Origin of the sequence: Scytonema hofmannii PCC 7110, assembly GCF_000346485.2 — a bacterium.
GTDB classification, from domain to species: Bacteria; Cyanobacteriota; Cyanobacteriia; order Cyanobacteriales; family Nostocaceae; genus Scytonema; species Scytonema hofmannii.
On record NZ_KQ976354.1, the window covers coordinates 1,225,271 to 1,240,734 of the forward strand.

The window sequence follows — 15,464 nt, forward strand, 5'->3', positions numbered from 1 at the left end:
GAAGTACGTGAGACTGAGCTAGAGCGCTAGTTAAAACCTGTCCAAACTTAAGCATTAATGTACTTAAGGGGAGGAAAACCAAGAGCGCAGGGTTTTTGACGGATATGAGGAGTCATTAAGACTTGCACGATACCGTATCTTCGCGAAGGAGAGATACTTGTTTGCCGTAGCGAGCCCGTGCATCCGACCGTTAGTCGGAACCTTTTTGTTTGAACCACAAAAGTAAAACTTGTTGCGATTAAAACCGCCAACAGTGTTACTTTTTTTGGCTACCTTTGCCCAAGCGCCCGACCTTAGCATATCCTCTGGCTTTCTAAAGTAGGAACGAACAGACGAGGGTACTTTCTCAGCTCTGCCTTGAGAGCGACGTGCTATGACCAATGCTGCTGCACATCCAGAACTCAAGGCATACATTTTCAGATACTTTGTCACCCCAATAATTGACGTATAGGCGGGGTCAACCAAAATCAACTCCACACCAAATCTCGAGCATCGAGTCTCAATCATTTGATGGAATTGACTGTAAGCCATATTCGAAAGCATCCGTGCATACTTCACACCCAATTCCTTCATGGATGCTTTCTTTTTAGTAAAATCCAAATTTTCAATGACGACTGGAACACCGTGGTGAGATGCAATTCTCACTATCTCGGCGACAGCTTTTCCGATTACGTCCTTCGTCTGTTTAGACCTTTTATCCTGTACATTGATTTTAATGGAACCGTGCCGTTTTAAATTCCCATGTCTGTCGATGACCGTCCAGTCAATGCTACCTGGGTTAAAGTCTACTCCGAAAGCGCCGTTGGCAAGAGAAGACTCTATCTTAGCTGGTTGAACATTAACTGTGGCATTGATATATAAGCTACCATCTTTATCGACTATCTCGTAAGTTACTGGCTGTTCACTTCCATTCCTAGCAATTTCAAACTTTTCCCCATCTTTTCCCTTACGAGTTGACTTGATAACCGTTGGTTTGATGGCATCCGTTAGCCATTGACCCTCTCGGTGAAACTTGATTTCATGTAGGGTAACGCGATCGCCGTACTTGCTTTGTAGACTTGGTGAAACAGTGATGGTTAGTGTCCCCAATTCGGGGTTATATCGTGCTAACTGATTCCCGAAGTGGAAGTTTTTAGAGCCAACGAAAAATGACCGACTACTACGAGATTTCTGCCAATCTTCTAACCAATCTTCATGAGAGCTATATCCGTTGGCTTCCAGATTATACTGAGCTTTGAATAGCTTACTGCTACCAAAGGTCACGGTAAACTTGCCGGAGTCCTTGGATTCTTTAAGTCGTTCTATTTTGGCGAGTAGCTTATTAATATGCTGCTCTTTGAAGTGAATCTGTTTCGTCAGATACTTGGCAGTGAGAGAGTGTCTGATTTCTACAGCTTTTTTAAGTTTCCCTCTCAGCTTACCTATCGACTTTCTAATTCCTTTTATTCGGGCATAATTATCATCAATGTACCTGTCTACTAATTCAGCCTGAGAACTGTACACAGCCGAGGCTTTGTTGTAGGCATTCTTCGCTTCAGAGTTCGACAGTCCGAACTCTGTTTCTAATTCTTTACAAATCAGCTTCTCTAACGAAGATTCCTTTTTTGTGGTCTTACCAATTTGGTTTCTTAATGAAAATCCCTTCCGTATAGCTTGCCCAAATATGGTATGATATTCATCTAAGTATTGGAGTCCTTTGGTATTAACTTCTATTTTGGGAATTGTCGTTTGTATTGTTACTTTAGGCAAGCTTATCACCTCCTCTTCTTAAAATTATCGTAACCTGATTATACATGAAATCATGTACAGTTTCCGCAAACTTTCTCAACCTCTGATTGAATTTTTAGAAAGGAGTGAATAGTGCTTTCACCCAAACTTGTCGAATAGTTATGGGCAAGTTTAGTAGACTTTAGCAAGCTTTGGTAAATTTTGGAAAGCTTTGAACAAGAAAACTGCTACTTAGTAATAGCCGATCGCAGAAGTAGTATGGACAACATAGATGTTGGGTTTCATAAAGTCAACCCAAGCTACAAGATCGGCGATCTCATTAGGGACAATTCATGAATTTCATGAATTGTCCCTACAGGGAATTATTCTTTGCAATTATTTAGTGGGGCTGGTTTAGGGAGACAAATTCAAGCTACACCTTGTGCTAGTGCCAATGCTCGTCTGACCGCCGCATCAGCATTGACAAATCCGCTACCGTATTCCGTATCGTATCCAGATGCGCCCAGATCGTAAGCTGTTTGTGAAAGAATTTGTTTGACTTGAGTTCCACTAAGATTGGGATTGGCGCTCCAGACTAAGGAAGCAACACCTGTGATATTTGGAGTGGCTGCAGAGGTTCCACTAAAGCGATCGCCACTACCAATGTAATAGTCAAACTGCACTGCACCTGTTGAATAGAAAATACCTCTGGTGGTGACAACTTCTGATGGTCCCATCTCGGTAATCTCATGGCGGGAAGGAAGTAATAGTACGCAATGCCTTATTTACCGTCCCAAAAATATTCAGTTAACCGTACTTACAATTGTCATAATTTTCCAGACGGTAATCATCAATTATTGGGTGATTAAAACCGAAGACCCGTAGATTTTATGAGCCATATTATAGGAATTGAAAGTAAACAAGACTGAATCACATAAATCACTTGTCCTAACTATGGCACTAATTCGTTACAATCCTTGGCAAGAACTAAACGACCTACAACGTCAAATGAATCGTTTGTTTGAGGAGACCAGAGTACCATCTACAGCCTTTGAAAGAGACTTTGTCAAAGTTCCTGCTGCTGAAATCACCCAAACAGATGATGCGATTCACTTAAAATTGGAAGTTCCAGGAGTAGAAGCGAAAGATTTGGATATACAAGTCACAGAAAATACTGTTTCTATCAGTGGCGATCGCAAGTCTGAAAATAAGACTGAAGAAAAAGGTATGACTCGGACTGAATTCCACTATGGTAAGTTTCAACGCGTCATTCCTTTACCAGCTAAGATTGAAAACACTAACGTTGTGGCAGAATACAAGGATGGTATCCTGAACCTAACGCTTCCTAAGACTTTACAGGAGAAAAACAAAGTCGTCAAAGTTAATCTAGAGCAGGCTAGTACATAATTTAGCCCAGACCATAAACGCAATCGAGTTGTAATCACCTAACTGTTGGAAAGCCCAGTCTCGATCAATTGTGACTGGGCTTTGCCATACAAGCGAATGAAGGGATTCGTTAACTTAACGGTGAAAAAGATTATTAAAATTTTTGAATTTTGTCCCGAAGGCAGTAAATAACCGTGGTTATACGTAACATAGCAATCCTAAATCATTTGTAAAATTGTCTTTTCTCTCTTGTCTTGGCGCTCTTGGCGTCTTGGCAGTTGATAATTTTTACCGATTAAATAGGGCGGCTATACCCATTTTAATTAAATTTTATCAGAATACAAATTTACACGGGCTGCTATGAACAAGTTTTTGCCAATTCAATTGAGATTTAAGACCTATATCTTGTTAAGTTTAATAACGCTAGCACTGCTACCGCTTCTTCTTGGAGTTTCTACTCAGGCAAATGCTGAATCTGTGACAGAAGAAGTTGAAGTTCTATCGATTCCACCACAAGAAGCATATTATATAGAAGATAATATGCAAGAAACTTTTAGTAGCGATAAGCCTACTCCATATCCGGAGGAAAACTTGGATGATACCAATACGCCAACATATACGCCCGATGATTCAGAAAATATGGATAATTCTTTTGTAAATACCGATGAATTCAATTGAGCGAGTTTGACTGGAAAATATAACGTTGTTTTTAGCTTGGAAAGATCTCATTAGTCGCTTTTGGTTCCTTATTGGTCGATGTTCGTACCTGGTGAGAGGACTTCCACAATCAGTTCTGGCGCTCCTGTTAAATGTCCGGCATCGTCAAGTAAGATAGAGAGGCGTTCCTTGCTCACCCAGACTACATCAGGAATGACATTATCTGCATCAGTAAAAATGAGTCCTGGAGTGGGTACAGCCTCGCCCAAACCCGTTGACAACTACCAGACTACGCTGACTGGACTTAACCTTGGGGAGATTCAAGCGTTGTTTTTGCCCAAGCCTGCTCACTTATTAGCCGATTTAGGCTGGACTCAGGCGTTTGAGGCAGCCTTGCTCAAGCTTTTAGCTGCTCTACCCTCTGCCAATCGTCAGCAGGCGGAAGCAGTCAGTCAACGCATCCATCTCGATCCAACGGGCTGGCATCGGTGGGAAGAGGAAATGTCAGCGTTTCCAATTCTTCAAACAGCAATTTGGCAGGAGCGGCAACTATACCTTAGCTATGAGCGCAGCGATGGCAAACTATTAGAGCGGTTGGTCAATCCGTTGGGGTTAGTTGCTAAGGGCAGTGTCTGGTATTTAGTAGCTGCTGTGGAAGAGGACGTGCGTCAATATCGAATCTCACGGGTGCGCCATGCTGCGATCGCGTCTCACCCTTGTATTCGTCCGGCTAAGTTCAATTTAGCCGAGTATTGGCAACACTCGATGGCTGAGTTCCAAGCTAATCTACCCCAATATAAAGTTAAGGTACGTGTTGACCCAGAAGTCATGCCTCGATTGCGGTATGCTGGGTACTTTGCACGCATAGAGCAGATCGAGCCACTCGATGCTGATGGCTGGATTCCCGTCTCGATTCGCTTTGACTTGGAAGCAGAGGCTTGCGCCTATGTGTTGGGGTTTGGCACGCAAATGGAAGTGATTGAACCACCCCAATTGCGCGTTCGGATCTTGGAACTTGCATATGCTGCGATCGCCTTCCACACTGAATGCTTAGAAAAAATTAAGTAACATAGGAATATAATGTACACAGGAAATAAGAATATGCAAATTACAATCGAACTCCCCGACGAACTTGCCAATCAGCTCGAAGCCAGCCTCGGCGATCTGAATCGCCGTGCGCTAGAATCGTTCATTGTCGAAGCATATCGTCTCAAAATTCTTAGTGCTGCTGAAGTTCAACGTATTCTAAAGCTCCCCTCCCACCTAGCTACCGATGCTTTTCTCAAACAACATGGCGCATATCTTCACTATACTGAAGCTGACTTAGTACAAGACTTAGACAACCTCGAACGTGTGCTTAGCGAACGATGATTGTCATTTGCGACACCTCTCCTCTGTGCTACTTGTTATTAATTGGACAAGTTGGTATCTTACCGCAACTTTTTGGACGCATCATCATCCCTAATGCTGTTCGGGAAGAACTTTTAAATGAAAATGCTGATGCGATCGTCCAAAACTGGATTGCTCAACCTCCGAATTGGTTGGAAATTCACAAAGTTGAACATTTACTCTCAGATTTACCAAGCAAACTTGGTTCTGGCGAGTGCGAAGCCATTTCGTTAGCAGTCGCGTTAAAAGCAAATCTTCTCATCATGGATGATTGGGAAGCACGACAAGCAGCGAGTAATCGTGGATTCACAGTCACTGGACTGTTAGGTATCCTCTATCGTGCGGGAATGAGCGATCTACTTGATTTTCCCAATGCCATCTTTCAACTTCAATCTACAACTTTTCGAGCTTCGCCTTCTTTAATTGAGAGTTTCTTGAGCCGCTACAGACAGGAAAAACGTTAGTAGAAATTTTAGTGGAATATAAGCTTATATGAAAACTAACAATTTCCCGCATATGTTACCTAGACTTTCTGATCCCTGGCAGATAAGTAGTTATACACAGCGTCGCCATAAAATTCAAACACTAAATTACGGTTACAATGAGATTCAAGAAGCTCTCAATGCTTTAGAGCAATGCTTAGAAACTATTTCACTACTTACGCTTCCCCCTATAGAATCTATTCCAGAATCTATAAGGGAGTCTTGGGATTTTTCAACTGAAGAATTAGCAGAAAGGATGCCAACATTAGATGACTTCAAATTTAATCAAGTCACAGAATTTTTAAAAGAAGAAGCAGCTGAATCTATTTCTAGACAAATGATTGAGGATGTCGCATCATGGTGGATTTGGTCAGTAATACAAGATATTATTCAAGTAATTTTAAGATGGCTAGAAGACTCTTTGAGGAAGATAAATAATGATGTTTTAGTTTCACGTTTTATTAAGATTGCTCAACATTATTGGCTGCGTATTGAACCACGTTTAGCAGAATCTCTCTTAAGCCGTAGTGCTATCATAGGTGGGGAAAAAGCTTTACCTCTTCTTGAATCTGTAGAAACTAACACGCAAGCTTTGTCAAAAGTAAAAGCTACAGCACAAGATTATAAAGAATTGATATTAGGAGTTGGTCATAAAAATTCAAGTTGTGGTTAGGTAGGAACAGACCTACTTATCCGCGTAACAGATTGTAATCGGGAAGGTCAATTGTCAATGCAACAATGATACTATCTTTGTCCAAGAGTAGTTTGAACAGAGTGATCTATTTAAACACAATCGGCTGTAAGAGGTTAGCAATCAACTGCCGATCTGATTTTGAGGAGACTTTTATGGCTCAGTGTTGGCAGCGACAGAACTGGAAATTATTACTAGCAAGTACTCTTGTGCTTTTTGGAGTCAGTCCCAACTCTAGAAATTGTGTTCTAGCCCAGCTGACTCCAGATACCACTCTGGGTGCTGAAAGGTCTGTTGTTACTTCCAATGTTCCAATCGACAATCGGTTCATTGACCGGATTGACAGTGGAGCGATTCGAGGCATAAACTTATTCCATAGTTTTGATGAATTTAATGTTGGGAACCAACAAGGTGTATATTTTACCAATCCTGTTGGAATTCAAAACATTTTGAGTCGTGTGACGGGGAACAATCCCTCCAATATTCAAGGGACGCTCGGTGTATTGGGTAATGCCAATCTATTTTTAATAAACCCGAATGGAATTATCTTTGGGCAAAATGCCAGTCTGAATGTAAATGGTTCGTTTGTGGCGACAACAGCAAATGGGATTCAGTTTGGCAATTTAGGGATTTTTAGTGCTACAAATCCAGAAGTACCTTCATCGTTGCTGAGTGTTAATCCTTCAGCGTTGTTTTTTAATCAGATTAATCAAACAGCATCTATTCAAAATAATTCAATTGCAGATGCAGGAAAAGACCCTGCAGGTTTTGATGTATTTGGTTTGCGTGTTCCAGATGGCAAGAGTTTACTGCTTGTTGGTAGTAATATCAGCATGGATGGAGGAGAATTGAATGCTTATGGTGGGCGAATCGAGTTAGGAGGATTAGCAGCCCCTGGTAACGTAGCACTCTTGCTAGATGGTAATAATTTCAGGTTAAGCTTTCCTGAAAATGTTCCGCGAACGGATATATCCCTGACTAATGGAGTTGGGGTATATGTAGAAGCTGCTGGTGGTGGGAGTATTGCGGTTAATACCCGAAATTTAGAGATTTTGGAAGGGAGTCAAATTGTTGGAGGTATTGGACGAGGTTTAGGGACAACAGGAACTCAAGCAGGAAACATCACTGTCAATACCACAGGGCAAATAAAACTTGCAGGGACAAATAGTTTAATTTTCAACTCAGTTCAAGCAGAAGCAGTAGGTAATGCTGGAAATATAGACATCACGACAGGTTCACTATCAGTAAAAAATGGCGCTCAAATAAATAGCTTTACTCGCGGACGCGGGAATGCAGGAAATATCACGATTCATGCCAAGGATATAGTTACTTTTGATGGGAAAGATAGTAATGGAAATTCCAGTGCTTCATCAAGTAATGTTCTATCTGGTGGAGTGGGTAATGGTGGTAGTATAAATATTGCTGCAGGATCGCTGTCTCTGCTGAATGGTGGGGGATTACAGGTTGTTGTTAACGGAGCCTCTAATACGCGCCCAGGTGGGCAAGGTATTGGTGGGACTGTAAATATTAATGTTCGCGATGCATTTACAATTGGGAAAGACAGTGGTGTATTTGCCAATCTTGGCGGTGGTGCAATTGGACGCGGTGGGGATGTCAACATTCAAGCTGGAAACCTGTTTATTAGAGATGGTGGGCAAATAAGCTCCAGCACTTTTGGCAGAGGAGACTCGGGGAAAGTTTCTATTACGGCTGGTGACAAAATTTCTCTAGACAACGGAAGTATTTATAGTAACGTAGCGCAAAGTAGTGCTGTTGGTGACAGTGGTGGCATAAACATGACTACAGGTTCGCTTTCTGTCATCAATGGCGCTCAAATAAGTAGCTTTACTCGTGGACGAGGAAATGCCGGAAATATAACGATTCAAGCCAGAGATGCAGTTACTTTTGATGGGGTTAATAGCAATAGGAATTATAGCGGTGTATATAGCAATGCACAACCTGGGGCTATAGGAAATGGTGGCAGCATAGATATTACTGCGGGATCATTATCTCTAACGAACGGTGGGCGAATGCAGGTTGGTGTAAACGGAGCTTCTAACACACGTCCAGGTGAGCAAGGTATTGGGGGTACCGTAAATATTAACGTTCGCGATGCATTGACTATTGGGAAAGACAGTGGTGTCTTTGCTACTCTTGGCGCTGGTGCAATTAGACGTAGTGGGGATATCAAAGTTCAAGCTGGAAATATTTTTGTAAAAGATGGTGGGGATATAAGTTCTAGCACTTCTGGTAAAGGTGACTCAGGTAATATTTCCGTCACAGCTCGTGATGCCATTTTTCTAGATGCTGCATCATCATATATTTCCAATAATGTTCAGAGCAGCGCGGTAGGAAATGCTGGAAATATAGACATCACGACAGGTTCACTTTCGGTAAAAAATGGCGCTCAAATAAATAGCTTTACTCGCGGACAAGGAAATGCGGGAAATATCACGATTCAAGCTAGGGATGCAGTCACTTTTGATGGGAAAGATAGTAACGGAAATTCCAGTGCTTCATTGAGTAATGTTTTAGCTGGTGGAGTGGGTAATGGTGGCAGTATAAATATTACTGCGGGATCGCTGTCTTTGATGAATAGTGGGCGATTACAGGTTGGTGTGAACGGAGCCTCTAACACAAGTCCAGGTGGGCAAGGGAATGGCGGTACTCTAAATGTCAACGTGCGTGATGCGTTTACTATTTCAGGAACAGGTAGTGGTATAAGCAGTAGTGTCGTCGCTAATCTTGGCGCTGGTGCAATTGGACGCGGTGGGAATATTAACATTTCTACTGGTATATTAAGGATTACGGGTAGAGCAGGAATTTTTACCAGCACTTCTGGACAAGGAAATGGAGGAAATATTACAGTTGAAGCTAAAGATTTAGTAGAAATATTGAGTGATGGTAATTTAGAGTCTGACGTTGGACAAAACGCTAGAGGTAATTCTGGAAATATCACTATCAAAACAGGAAGGTTAATTGTTAGAGACTCACAAATTGGATCTGGTGTATTTGGTGAGGGAAATGCAGGTGATTTTAAAATCATTGCTACTGACTCTGTAGAATTAGCCGGACAACTCCGTAAACGTGAAGGTGATACTAGTAATACGGGTTCAGTTGGTTATCCTGGTGGTTTATTCGCTCAAATAGATTTACTTGGTAAAGGGAGAGGCGGTAACTTAACTGTCGAAACTAGGCGCTTGAGTGTGAGTGATGGGAGCAAGATTCAAGCAGCAACCTTTGGTGATGGTGATGCTGGTAATGTTTATATTCGTGCTGATAAAATAGATTTATTTGAAACAGAGAAACCTAACTTTTACAATACAGGTATCTTTGCAGGTGTTCAAACGGATGGAAGAGTCGAAGCAGGTATTATAGACCCTCGAAACGGCAAACCACCTGTAGGAAAAGGTGGGAATTTGACGATTGAAACTAGAACATTAAATGTAAGAGATGGTGCAGAAGTTTTTGTTCAAACCACAGGAGAAGGTGACGCAGGAAAAATCTTCATCCGCGCTAGTGAATCTGTAAATGTCACAGGTGTATCCACAGGTACATTGGAAAAACAAAGAACTAGCAAAATCACTGCTGCTGTGTCAGAAAGAAGTACAGGTAATGGTGGAAGTTTGACAATTGAAACTCCATTGTTGAACGTCGCCAATGGCGGATTTATCAGCAGTAGCAGCCAGGGAAAAGGTACAGCAGGCGATATTAATATTACTGCTAACGTTATCCGCCTTAGTAACGGTAAAGTTATTGCCCAAACAGCTTCTACTGATGGAGGGAATATCAATTTAAACCTTGAACAATACTTATTTCTACGCAATGGCAGCCAAATTTCCACTACCGCAGGAACAGCCCAAGCAGGTGGCAATGGTGGCAACATCACAATTAATACACCCTTCCTCATTGCAGTTCCCAATGAAAACAGCGACATCACAGCCAATGCCTTCAAAGGTACAGGTGGTAATGTTAACATCAATGCTCGGGGAATTTTTGGTATTGAAGCTCGTCCCCAACCATCAAACCAAACAAATGATATGACTGCAAGTTCAAACCTTGGCTTACCGGGAACTATTAATGTTAATTCTCCTGATAACAGTTCCATTCAAAACAGCCTCACCGAACTCCCTACAAACGCGATCGATACCAACACACTTATCGCCAATAGTTGCATAGTCCGTAGTCAGAAAAAACAGGGCAGTTTCACCATCACGGGTACAGGTGGTTTACCCCATCGTCCCGGTGAAGCGTCGATGTCAAATTATTCTACCGGTGATGTACGTGATGTCATAAATGAAAATACATCTCGTCTTTGGAAAAAAGGCGACCCTATTATCGAACCGCTTGGGGTTTATCGACTCTCAAATGGTCAATTGGTGATGAGTCGAGAGTGTAGGTAATCACAGGGAATAATCATAGCGATACCTTTCCTGCGGAACGCTCGCGAACGGTGAGCTTCGCTAACGCACATAGCTAATAAACGTATTGTAAGTGAATAAAGCGGTTAGATTTCATCTGGATTGATGCCCAATTGACGCAAGCGTTCTGCTAATTGTTCTACTCTTCTTTTTGCTTCAGTTGCTTCTTGTTGAGCTTGTTGTGTTTCTTGTTTTGCAGCAATTGCTTCTTCGGAGGGTACAGGTATCAATTCACCTATCTGAGTGAACCATCGTAACCATAATCGGGGAATCCCGCGAAAAGACCCCTGCCATAATCCCAAACTTAAACCTATTTCTGGCATCAGCAAGCGTCCATCCGTCAAATTCATGGATTGATACTCACCATCTACCAACTGAAATCCTTGAAGTTCATTCGTGTATCGACTAAAAATCACATAGTAAGGAACTTGCAAAATCCGCTCGTACACGTACCACTTGCTAGGAGGTTTATCGGGTTCACTTTGGGTTTCTCCCAAATCTTCGTCTTCTGTACCGGGAGATAATAACTCAACGACAACAATCGGATTAACTTTTTCTTGCCAAGTCACGTAACTTAAACGTAAGTCTTGTCCTTGATATAACCTTGGGACGCCCACGACACCAAACCAATCGGGACGTTTATACCATTGAGTATGCTGCACATCATAGTAGAGATTCAGGTCTGCCGCACTATAAACCAGTTCTGAACTCCAATCAGGTGGCACAAAAGTTAACAGTAGTAGCAATGGCTGGAAGAAGTGAAATTCGTCTGGCAAACCGGAGTCCTCTGGATTGTCACTTGGTAAATCATACATTGTCGGCAGCGTTTCCTCTGTAGGAACTGGCGGTTGAGATTGAGGAATAAAGCGAGTTGGAGATGTCATAATGTGATGAGAGCGCTAGTAATGAAGAAAATCTGACAAGATGCTACTCGCGATACAGAGCAGATAACTTCATTATGACTAATGACTTGCCTAACGACACTGGTCTCTCAAAAGCTACTGCTCTGGAAGGAATTGATGACACCCTGCGGTTCCACGCACCTTTCTGCCAAAATAAAACAGCAATTGATACCAGACCACGAACATGACTTCAACATCAAACGGACAATCGGCGATCGTTCGTACAGAGCGTGGGTTGACGATCGCAGGCACAAGGGTAACCCTGTATGATTTGATGGACTATATCCATGCTGGCTATCCACATTCGTTGATCCGCAATAAATTCCATATTACTGACGAACAATTTAGTAATGCCATGTCATACATAAAGTCAAATTATGCTGAAGTAGAGGCAGAGTATCAGATTGTTCTACAACAGGCAGAAGAAATTCGGCAGTATTGGGAAGAGCGCAATCGCGAACGAATTGCCCAAATTGCCAACATACCACCGAAACCAGATCAGGAGGCAGCTTGGGCAAAACTTCAGGCACGAAAAGTCAAACGTGCTGAGTCAGATTTATGATTTTTCTTATTGACCATAATATTGAAGGACAAGCCCTTGTTCTTCTTGGAAGCATCACTACTGGAGGTTGGCTCGACTTACTACCAATTCGCTTCGTCACCTTTGAAGAAGTTCAGTTGCCAATTAATAGCAATGACCGAATGGTTTGGCGATTTGCTCAACAGAATCGAATGATTCTGCTAACAGCTAATCGTAGTATGAAAGGAAAGGACTCATTAGAGCAAGTCATTCGTGAGGAAAGTTCATCAACTTCTCTGCCTGTAGTTAGGGCTTGCTGAATACAATCGGAAGGTAGGACAGATAAGAGTTTCAAGGTGATATAATATAGTATTGGTATATAATAGGCAATAAAGGGATGAAAGTATGCAAGTTGAGCTTTCCTCAGCAGATGCAAGTTATATTAGCGAATTAGTTAAAAACGGTTACTTTCAGAACGAGGAGGAAGCCGTTGCAGCCGTTATTAGGCATGACAGGCAGCAATATGAAGCTAAAATTAACCGACTGAATACTGCGTTACAAAAGGGCATAGATGATGTAAAGGCAGGCAGAGTCACCCCTTACACGTTAGAGCTATTAGATGAGCTATTTGAGGAGGCGTTGGCGGAAGAGGAAAGAGGCGAACCATTAGAGATTGATGCCGATGTTATCCCTTGAATTGACTGAAAGTGCCAAAAAAGATTTAAAGAGTATCACGCGATACACTAAGCGGGAATGGGGTAAAGAGCAGGCAGTTGCCTATAAAGCTATGCTGGATAAGCAGTTTGATTTGCTCAGACAAAATCCCCGCATGGGACATCAAAAGTCCGAAGTAAGAGAGGGTATTTTGTGTGTGGCAGCAAGACAACATCTTATTTTTTACCAGCTAGAAGATACCACCATTTATGTCTTGCGTATCTTACATAGCAGTATGGATTACGCACGGCAGTTGCAATAGGGTGTAATGAACGGCTGTAACTTTTCGTTCCAGCCGTTTGCTGTATTGGAGTCAAGACGTTTCATGAACTTTCTTGCCTATACTGAAAAGGGCTAATAGCTATCGCATACTGGAACTTGCAGCGATCGCCATTTGAGCCTTTTCGGAACGCTGCATCTGAAGATGAAATCGGAGATTGCATTTTTAAATTGTGGCAGATAAAAGCTGAACTAAGACGAGAAGCTAAACGAGATAACACTTCTCGTCAGGAGTCAGATATACCAAAATTATGGGTACTCACTCCAACTGCGTCTTCAAAAGTATTATCTAGCTTTGGTGCTACTCAAAAAAAAGGTTGGTTACCTGGAGTACATTTCACCGACAATGCTTTACGAACAGCAATTGTTGCAATTCATCAACTTCCTGATATCTCAGAAACATTATGGCTAAGGATTCTTGGACGAGGAAGCATACAAGAAAAAGCAATATTAGAATTACAATCATTATCAATACATCATCCATTCCGTCAAGCTACGCTAGAATTAGTTTACAATTTGCAGAAAAATTTAAGAGTTAATCAACCTTTGGAGCCAGATGATAGGGAGTTAATTATGCGGTTAGAACCACTTTACCAACAAGACCGAGAGCTTGCTAAGCTTGAAGAAAGACGACAAATTATTGAAAATATGCTTGAAGTCCGCTTTGGCTCACTAGATAGCGAACTGATAACTCTCGTATCAACAATATCAACTTTACCAGCAAAAGAATTTACCCCCTTACTTATGCAACTATCTAGAGAAGAATTAATTGCAAGATTTGGTACTTAATCTTCATAAATTCTTGGAGAATATAGATGAACAACGGATATTTGTTAACCAAGTTCCACTCATAATCTTAGGATCGGAGTGAATAATTTGTCGCTCCCGTAAATGCGATTGAATGTCCATCTTTGCCATACTAGCCAGAAATCGAACATAAAAAAAGTTATGTAACCGCAGCCTGTAGCAGACGAACGCAGATAAATCTGTACTTTATTCAAGTGAGAACCGCTATAGTCATGTATTTTCTTACCTATATCCTGTAGCATCGGAAGGTTTACTAACCTCTTGCACCTCCTGAATATAACGAAAAGCATCAGGTTGAGAGCCGTCGAGATCGCTAAAGTTATAGATTTGTGCCAGTTGACCGCTTGAAAGGGACTGACCGTTCCATTGAGCAACTTCCAAATCGCTAGCTAGATGAGCGACAGCTCGTCCGATGTAATGCGGCGTTTCGGAGATGACGAAGTGCGGTTCTTTTGCAATCGCATCCCGCCAATTTGCTTCACTCACTCCAAAATGCTCCAGCATAATCTCCGATCGCATCCAGCCTGGAGTCAGAGCCACAGCGGTGCAGTTATACGGCTGAAGCTCTTGCGCTAGCGACCATGCCATACGTATGACAGAAGTTTTGGCAAGGTCATAAAACAGTGAGAGTCGGTAGTGGGTGTCGTTGTATTCAGCCGTACCATCGGTGACTTCCACCACTAGCGAGCCTGGATTTTTGATTAAAAGCGGTAGTGCAAAGTGGTTAGTAATAATGTGAGTGTCGATCGCTAACCTTAACATCCGAAGTCCTTTGTCGAGAGAGTGTTTCCACACGGGAGTATTCCACTCTGCTAGGTATTCAGCCCCCCAAATATCGTTAACTAACACATCCAAACGACCTTGCTCGTCTTCGATACGAGCTATCAGTGCTTGCACTTGCAGGGGATCTAAATGATCGACTTGAATGGCAATTCCCTGTCCGCCTGCCTGACTTAGTACAAGACTTAGACAACCTCGAACGTGTGCTTAGCGAACGATGATTGTCATTTGCGACACCTCTCCTCTGTGCTACTTGTTATTAATTGGACAAGTTGGTATCTTACCGCAACTTTTTGGACGCATCATCATCCCTAATGCTGTTCGGGAAGAACTTTTAAATGAAAATGCTGATGCGATCGTCCAAAACTGGATTGCTCAACCTCCGAATTGGTTGGAAATTCACAAAGTTGAACATTTACTCTCAGATTTACCAAGCAAACTTGGTTCTGGCGAGTGCGAAGCCATTTCGTTAGCAGTCGCGTTAAAAGCAAATCTTCTCATCATGGATGATTGGGAAGCACGACAAGCAGCGAGTAATCGTGGATTCACAGTCACTGGACTGTTAGGTATCCTCTATCGTGCGGGAATGAGCGATCTACTTGATTTTCCCAATGCCATCTTTCAACTTCAATCTACAACTTTTCGAGCTTCGCCTTCTTTAATTGAGAGTTTCTTGAGCCGCTACAGACAGGAAAAACGTTAGTAGAAATTTTAGTGGAATATAAGCTT

17 protein-coding genes and 2 pseudogenes are annotated in these 15,464 nt (G+C 42.1%); 14 read left to right on the forward strand and 5 right to left on the reverse strand.

Annotated elements, in window-relative coordinates:
* Positions 1–63 precede the first annotated feature (63 nt).
* A complete protein-coding gene (locus WA1_RS05380) occupies positions 64–1,749 on the reverse strand; it encodes an IS200/IS605 family accessory protein TnpB-related protein (RefSeq protein WP_017743069.1) in 1,686 nt (561 codons plus the stop codon).
* Positions 1,750–2,135: 386 nt separating this feature from the next.
* The gene (locus WA1_RS05385) at positions 2,136–2,444 is read right to left on the reverse strand and encodes a S8 family serine peptidase (protein WP_017743068.1); all 309 of its coding nucleotides are present in this window, start codon (positions 2,442–2,444) and stop codon (positions 2,136–2,138) included.
* A 217-nt stretch (positions 2,445–2,661) separates the two neighbouring features.
* Between WA1_RS05385 and WA1_RS05390 the strand changes: the two genes are divergently transcribed.
* The gene (locus WA1_RS05390; RefSeq protein WP_017743067.1) at positions 2,662–3,114 is read left to right on the forward strand and encodes an Hsp20/alpha crystallin family protein; all 453 of its coding nucleotides are present in this window, start codon (positions 2,662–2,664) and stop codon (positions 3,112–3,114) included.
* Between the two features lie 339 nt (positions 3,115–3,453).
* Entirely contained in the window at positions 3,454–3,771 is a 318-nt protein-coding gene (locus WA1_RS05395; RefSeq protein ID WP_017743066.1) for a hypothetical protein, read from the forward strand.
* An 86-nt stretch (positions 3,772–3,857) separates the two neighbouring features.
* On the opposite strand, the pseudogene WA1_RS52265 reads toward WA1_RS05395, so the two are convergent.
* A pseudogene (locus WA1_RS52265) lies at positions 3,858–4,028 on the reverse strand (Uma2 family endonuclease); the annotation flags it as partial.
* A 55-nt stretch (positions 4,029–4,083) separates the two neighbouring features.
* Here WA1_RS52265 and WA1_RS05400 point away from each other — a divergent pair.
* From WA1_RS05400 to WA1_RS05420, 5 genes are all read left to right on the forward strand, one after another.
* Complete coding sequence (locus WA1_RS05400; RefSeq protein WP_272819076.1) at positions 4,084–4,818, forward strand: helix-turn-helix transcriptional regulator; 735 nt, start codon at positions 4,084–4,086, stop codon at positions 4,816–4,818.
* 33 nt (positions 4,819–4,851) lie between these two features.
* Positions 4,852–5,121 carry a UPF0175 family protein gene (locus WA1_RS05405; protein WP_066612732.1) on the forward strand — a complete coding sequence of 90 codons (270 nt, stop codon included), beginning with the start codon at positions 4,852–4,854 and terminating at the stop codon, positions 5,119–5,121.
* Positions 5,118–5,603 carry a PIN domain-containing protein gene (locus WA1_RS05410; RefSeq protein WP_017750209.1) on the forward strand — a complete coding sequence of 162 codons (486 nt, stop codon included), beginning with the start codon at positions 5,118–5,120 and terminating at the stop codon, positions 5,601–5,603. The genes WA1_RS05405 and WA1_RS05410 overlap by 4 nt, the downstream gene beginning before the upstream one ends.
* Before the next feature lie 28 nt (positions 5,604–5,631).
* Positions 5,632–6,294, forward strand: coding sequence for a hypothetical protein (locus WA1_RS05415; RefSeq protein ID WP_148662621.1), 663 nt, complete (start codon positions 5,632–5,634; stop codon positions 6,292–6,294).
* Between the two features lie 173 nt (positions 6,295–6,467).
* Entirely contained in the window at positions 6,468–10,715 is a 4,248-nt protein-coding gene (locus WA1_RS05420; protein WP_017743063.1) for a two-partner secretion domain-containing protein, read from the forward strand.
* A gap of 104 nt (positions 10,716–10,819) precedes the next feature.
* Here the strand turns inward: WA1_RS05420 and WA1_RS05425 are convergent, their stop codons facing one another.
* Positions 10,820–11,617, reverse strand: coding sequence for a Uma2 family endonuclease (locus tag WA1_RS05425; protein ID WP_017743062.1), 798 nt, complete (start codon positions 11,615–11,617; stop codon positions 10,820–10,822).
* A 74-nt stretch (positions 11,618–11,691) separates the two neighbouring features.
* Here WA1_RS05425 and WA1_RS59420 point away from each other — a divergent pair, with 74 nt between their 5' ends.
* The 6 genes from WA1_RS59420 (at position 11,692) to WA1_RS05450 (ending at position 13,937) form a co-directional block, all read left to right on the forward strand.
* Entirely contained in the window at positions 11,692–11,823 is a 132-nt protein-coding gene (locus WA1_RS59420) for a hypothetical protein (protein WP_017743061.1), read from the forward strand.
* On the forward strand, positions 11,820–12,197 hold the full coding sequence (locus WA1_RS05430; protein WP_017743060.1) for a DUF433 domain-containing protein: 378 nt from the start codon (positions 11,820–11,822) through the stop codon (positions 12,195–12,197). The genes WA1_RS59420 and WA1_RS05430 overlap by 4 nt, the downstream gene beginning before the upstream one ends.
* Entirely contained in the window at positions 12,194–12,475 is a 282-nt protein-coding gene (locus tag WA1_RS05435) for a hypothetical protein (RefSeq protein ID WP_017743059.1), read from the forward strand. Before WA1_RS05430 ends, WA1_RS05435 begins: the two co-directional genes overlap by 4 nt.
* A gap of 85 nt (positions 12,476–12,560) precedes the next feature.
* A complete protein-coding gene (locus WA1_RS05440) occupies positions 12,561–12,851 on the forward strand; it encodes a hypothetical protein (protein WP_017743058.1) in 291 nt (96 codons plus the stop codon).
* Entirely contained in the window at positions 12,838–13,131 is a 294-nt protein-coding gene (locus WA1_RS05445; protein WP_017743057.1) for a type II toxin-antitoxin system RelE/ParE family toxin, read from the forward strand. Before WA1_RS05440 ends, WA1_RS05445 begins: the two co-directional genes overlap by 14 nt.
* 116 nt (positions 13,132–13,247) lie before the next feature.
* The gene (locus WA1_RS05450; RefSeq protein WP_017743056.1) at positions 13,248–13,937 is read left to right on the forward strand and encodes a hypothetical protein; all 690 of its coding nucleotides are present in this window, start codon (positions 13,248–13,250) and stop codon (positions 13,935–13,937) included.
* Between the two features lie 240 nt (positions 13,938–14,177).
* On the opposite strand, the pseudogene WA1_RS05455 reads toward WA1_RS05450, so the two are convergent.
* A pseudogene (locus WA1_RS05455) lies at positions 14,178–14,900 on the reverse strand (SDR family oxidoreductase); the annotation flags it as partial.
* Positions 14,901–14,952: 52 nt separating this feature from the next.
* Between WA1_RS05455 and WA1_RS05460 the strand changes: the two are divergent.
* Complete coding sequence (locus WA1_RS05460; RefSeq protein WP_017750209.1) at positions 14,953–15,438, forward strand: PIN domain-containing protein; 486 nt, start codon at positions 14,953–14,955, stop codon at positions 15,436–15,438.
* Positions 15,439–15,464: the final 26 nt, after the last annotated feature.

What these genes read in the sequence shown, in the direction of transcription:
- WA1_RS05435 (WP_017743059.1), top strand. Translation starts at nt 12,194, where the DNA reads ATGATTTTTCTTATTGACCATAATATTGAAGGACAAGCCCTTGTTCTT.
- WA1_RS59420 (WP_017743061.1), top strand. Translation starts at nt 11,692, where the DNA reads ATGACTAATGACTTGCCTAACGACACTGGTCTCTCAAAAGCTACTGCT.
- WA1_RS05425 (WP_017743062.1), bottom strand. Translation starts at nt 11,617, where the DNA reads ATGACATCTCCAACTCGCTTTATTCCTCAATCTCAACCGCCAGTTCCT.
- WA1_RS05420 (WP_017743063.1), top strand. Translation starts at nt 6,468, where the DNA reads ATGGCTCAGTGTTGGCAGCGACAGAACTGGAAATTATTACTAGCAAGT.
- WA1_RS05395 (WP_017743066.1), top strand. Translation starts at nt 3,454, where the DNA reads ATGAACAAGTTTTTGCCAATTCAATTGAGATTTAAGACCTATATCTTG.
- WA1_RS05410 (WP_017750209.1), top strand. Translation starts at nt 5,118, where the DNA reads ATGATTGTCATTTGCGACACCTCTCCTCTGTGCTACTTGTTATTAATT.
- WA1_RS05460 (WP_017750209.1), top strand. Translation starts at nt 14,953, where the DNA reads ATGATTGTCATTTGCGACACCTCTCCTCTGTGCTACTTGTTATTAATT.
- WA1_RS05405 (WP_066612732.1), top strand. Translation starts at nt 4,852, where the DNA reads ATGCAAATTACAATCGAACTCCCCGACGAACTTGCCAATCAGCTCGAA.
- WA1_RS05440 (WP_017743058.1), top strand. Translation starts at nt 12,561, where the DNA reads ATGCAAGTTGAGCTTTCCTCAGCAGATGCAAGTTATATTAGCGAATTA.
- WA1_RS05430 (WP_017743060.1), top strand. Translation starts at nt 11,820, where the DNA reads ATGACTTCAACATCAAACGGACAATCGGCGATCGTTCGTACAGAGCGT.
- WA1_RS05390 (WP_017743067.1), top strand. Translation starts at nt 2,662, where the DNA reads ATGGCACTAATTCGTTACAATCCTTGGCAAGAACTAAACGACCTACAA.
- WA1_RS05445 (WP_017743057.1), top strand. Translation starts at nt 12,838, where the DNA reads ATGTTATCCCTTGAATTGACTGAAAGTGCCAAAAAAGATTTAAAGAGT.
- WA1_RS05385 (WP_017743068.1), bottom strand. Translation starts at nt 2,444, where the DNA reads ATGGGACCATCAGAAGTTGTCACCACCAGAGGTATTTTCTATTCAACA.
- WA1_RS05415 (WP_148662621.1), top strand. Translation starts at nt 5,632, where the DNA reads ATGAAAACTAACAATTTCCCGCATATGTTACCTAGACTTTCTGATCCC.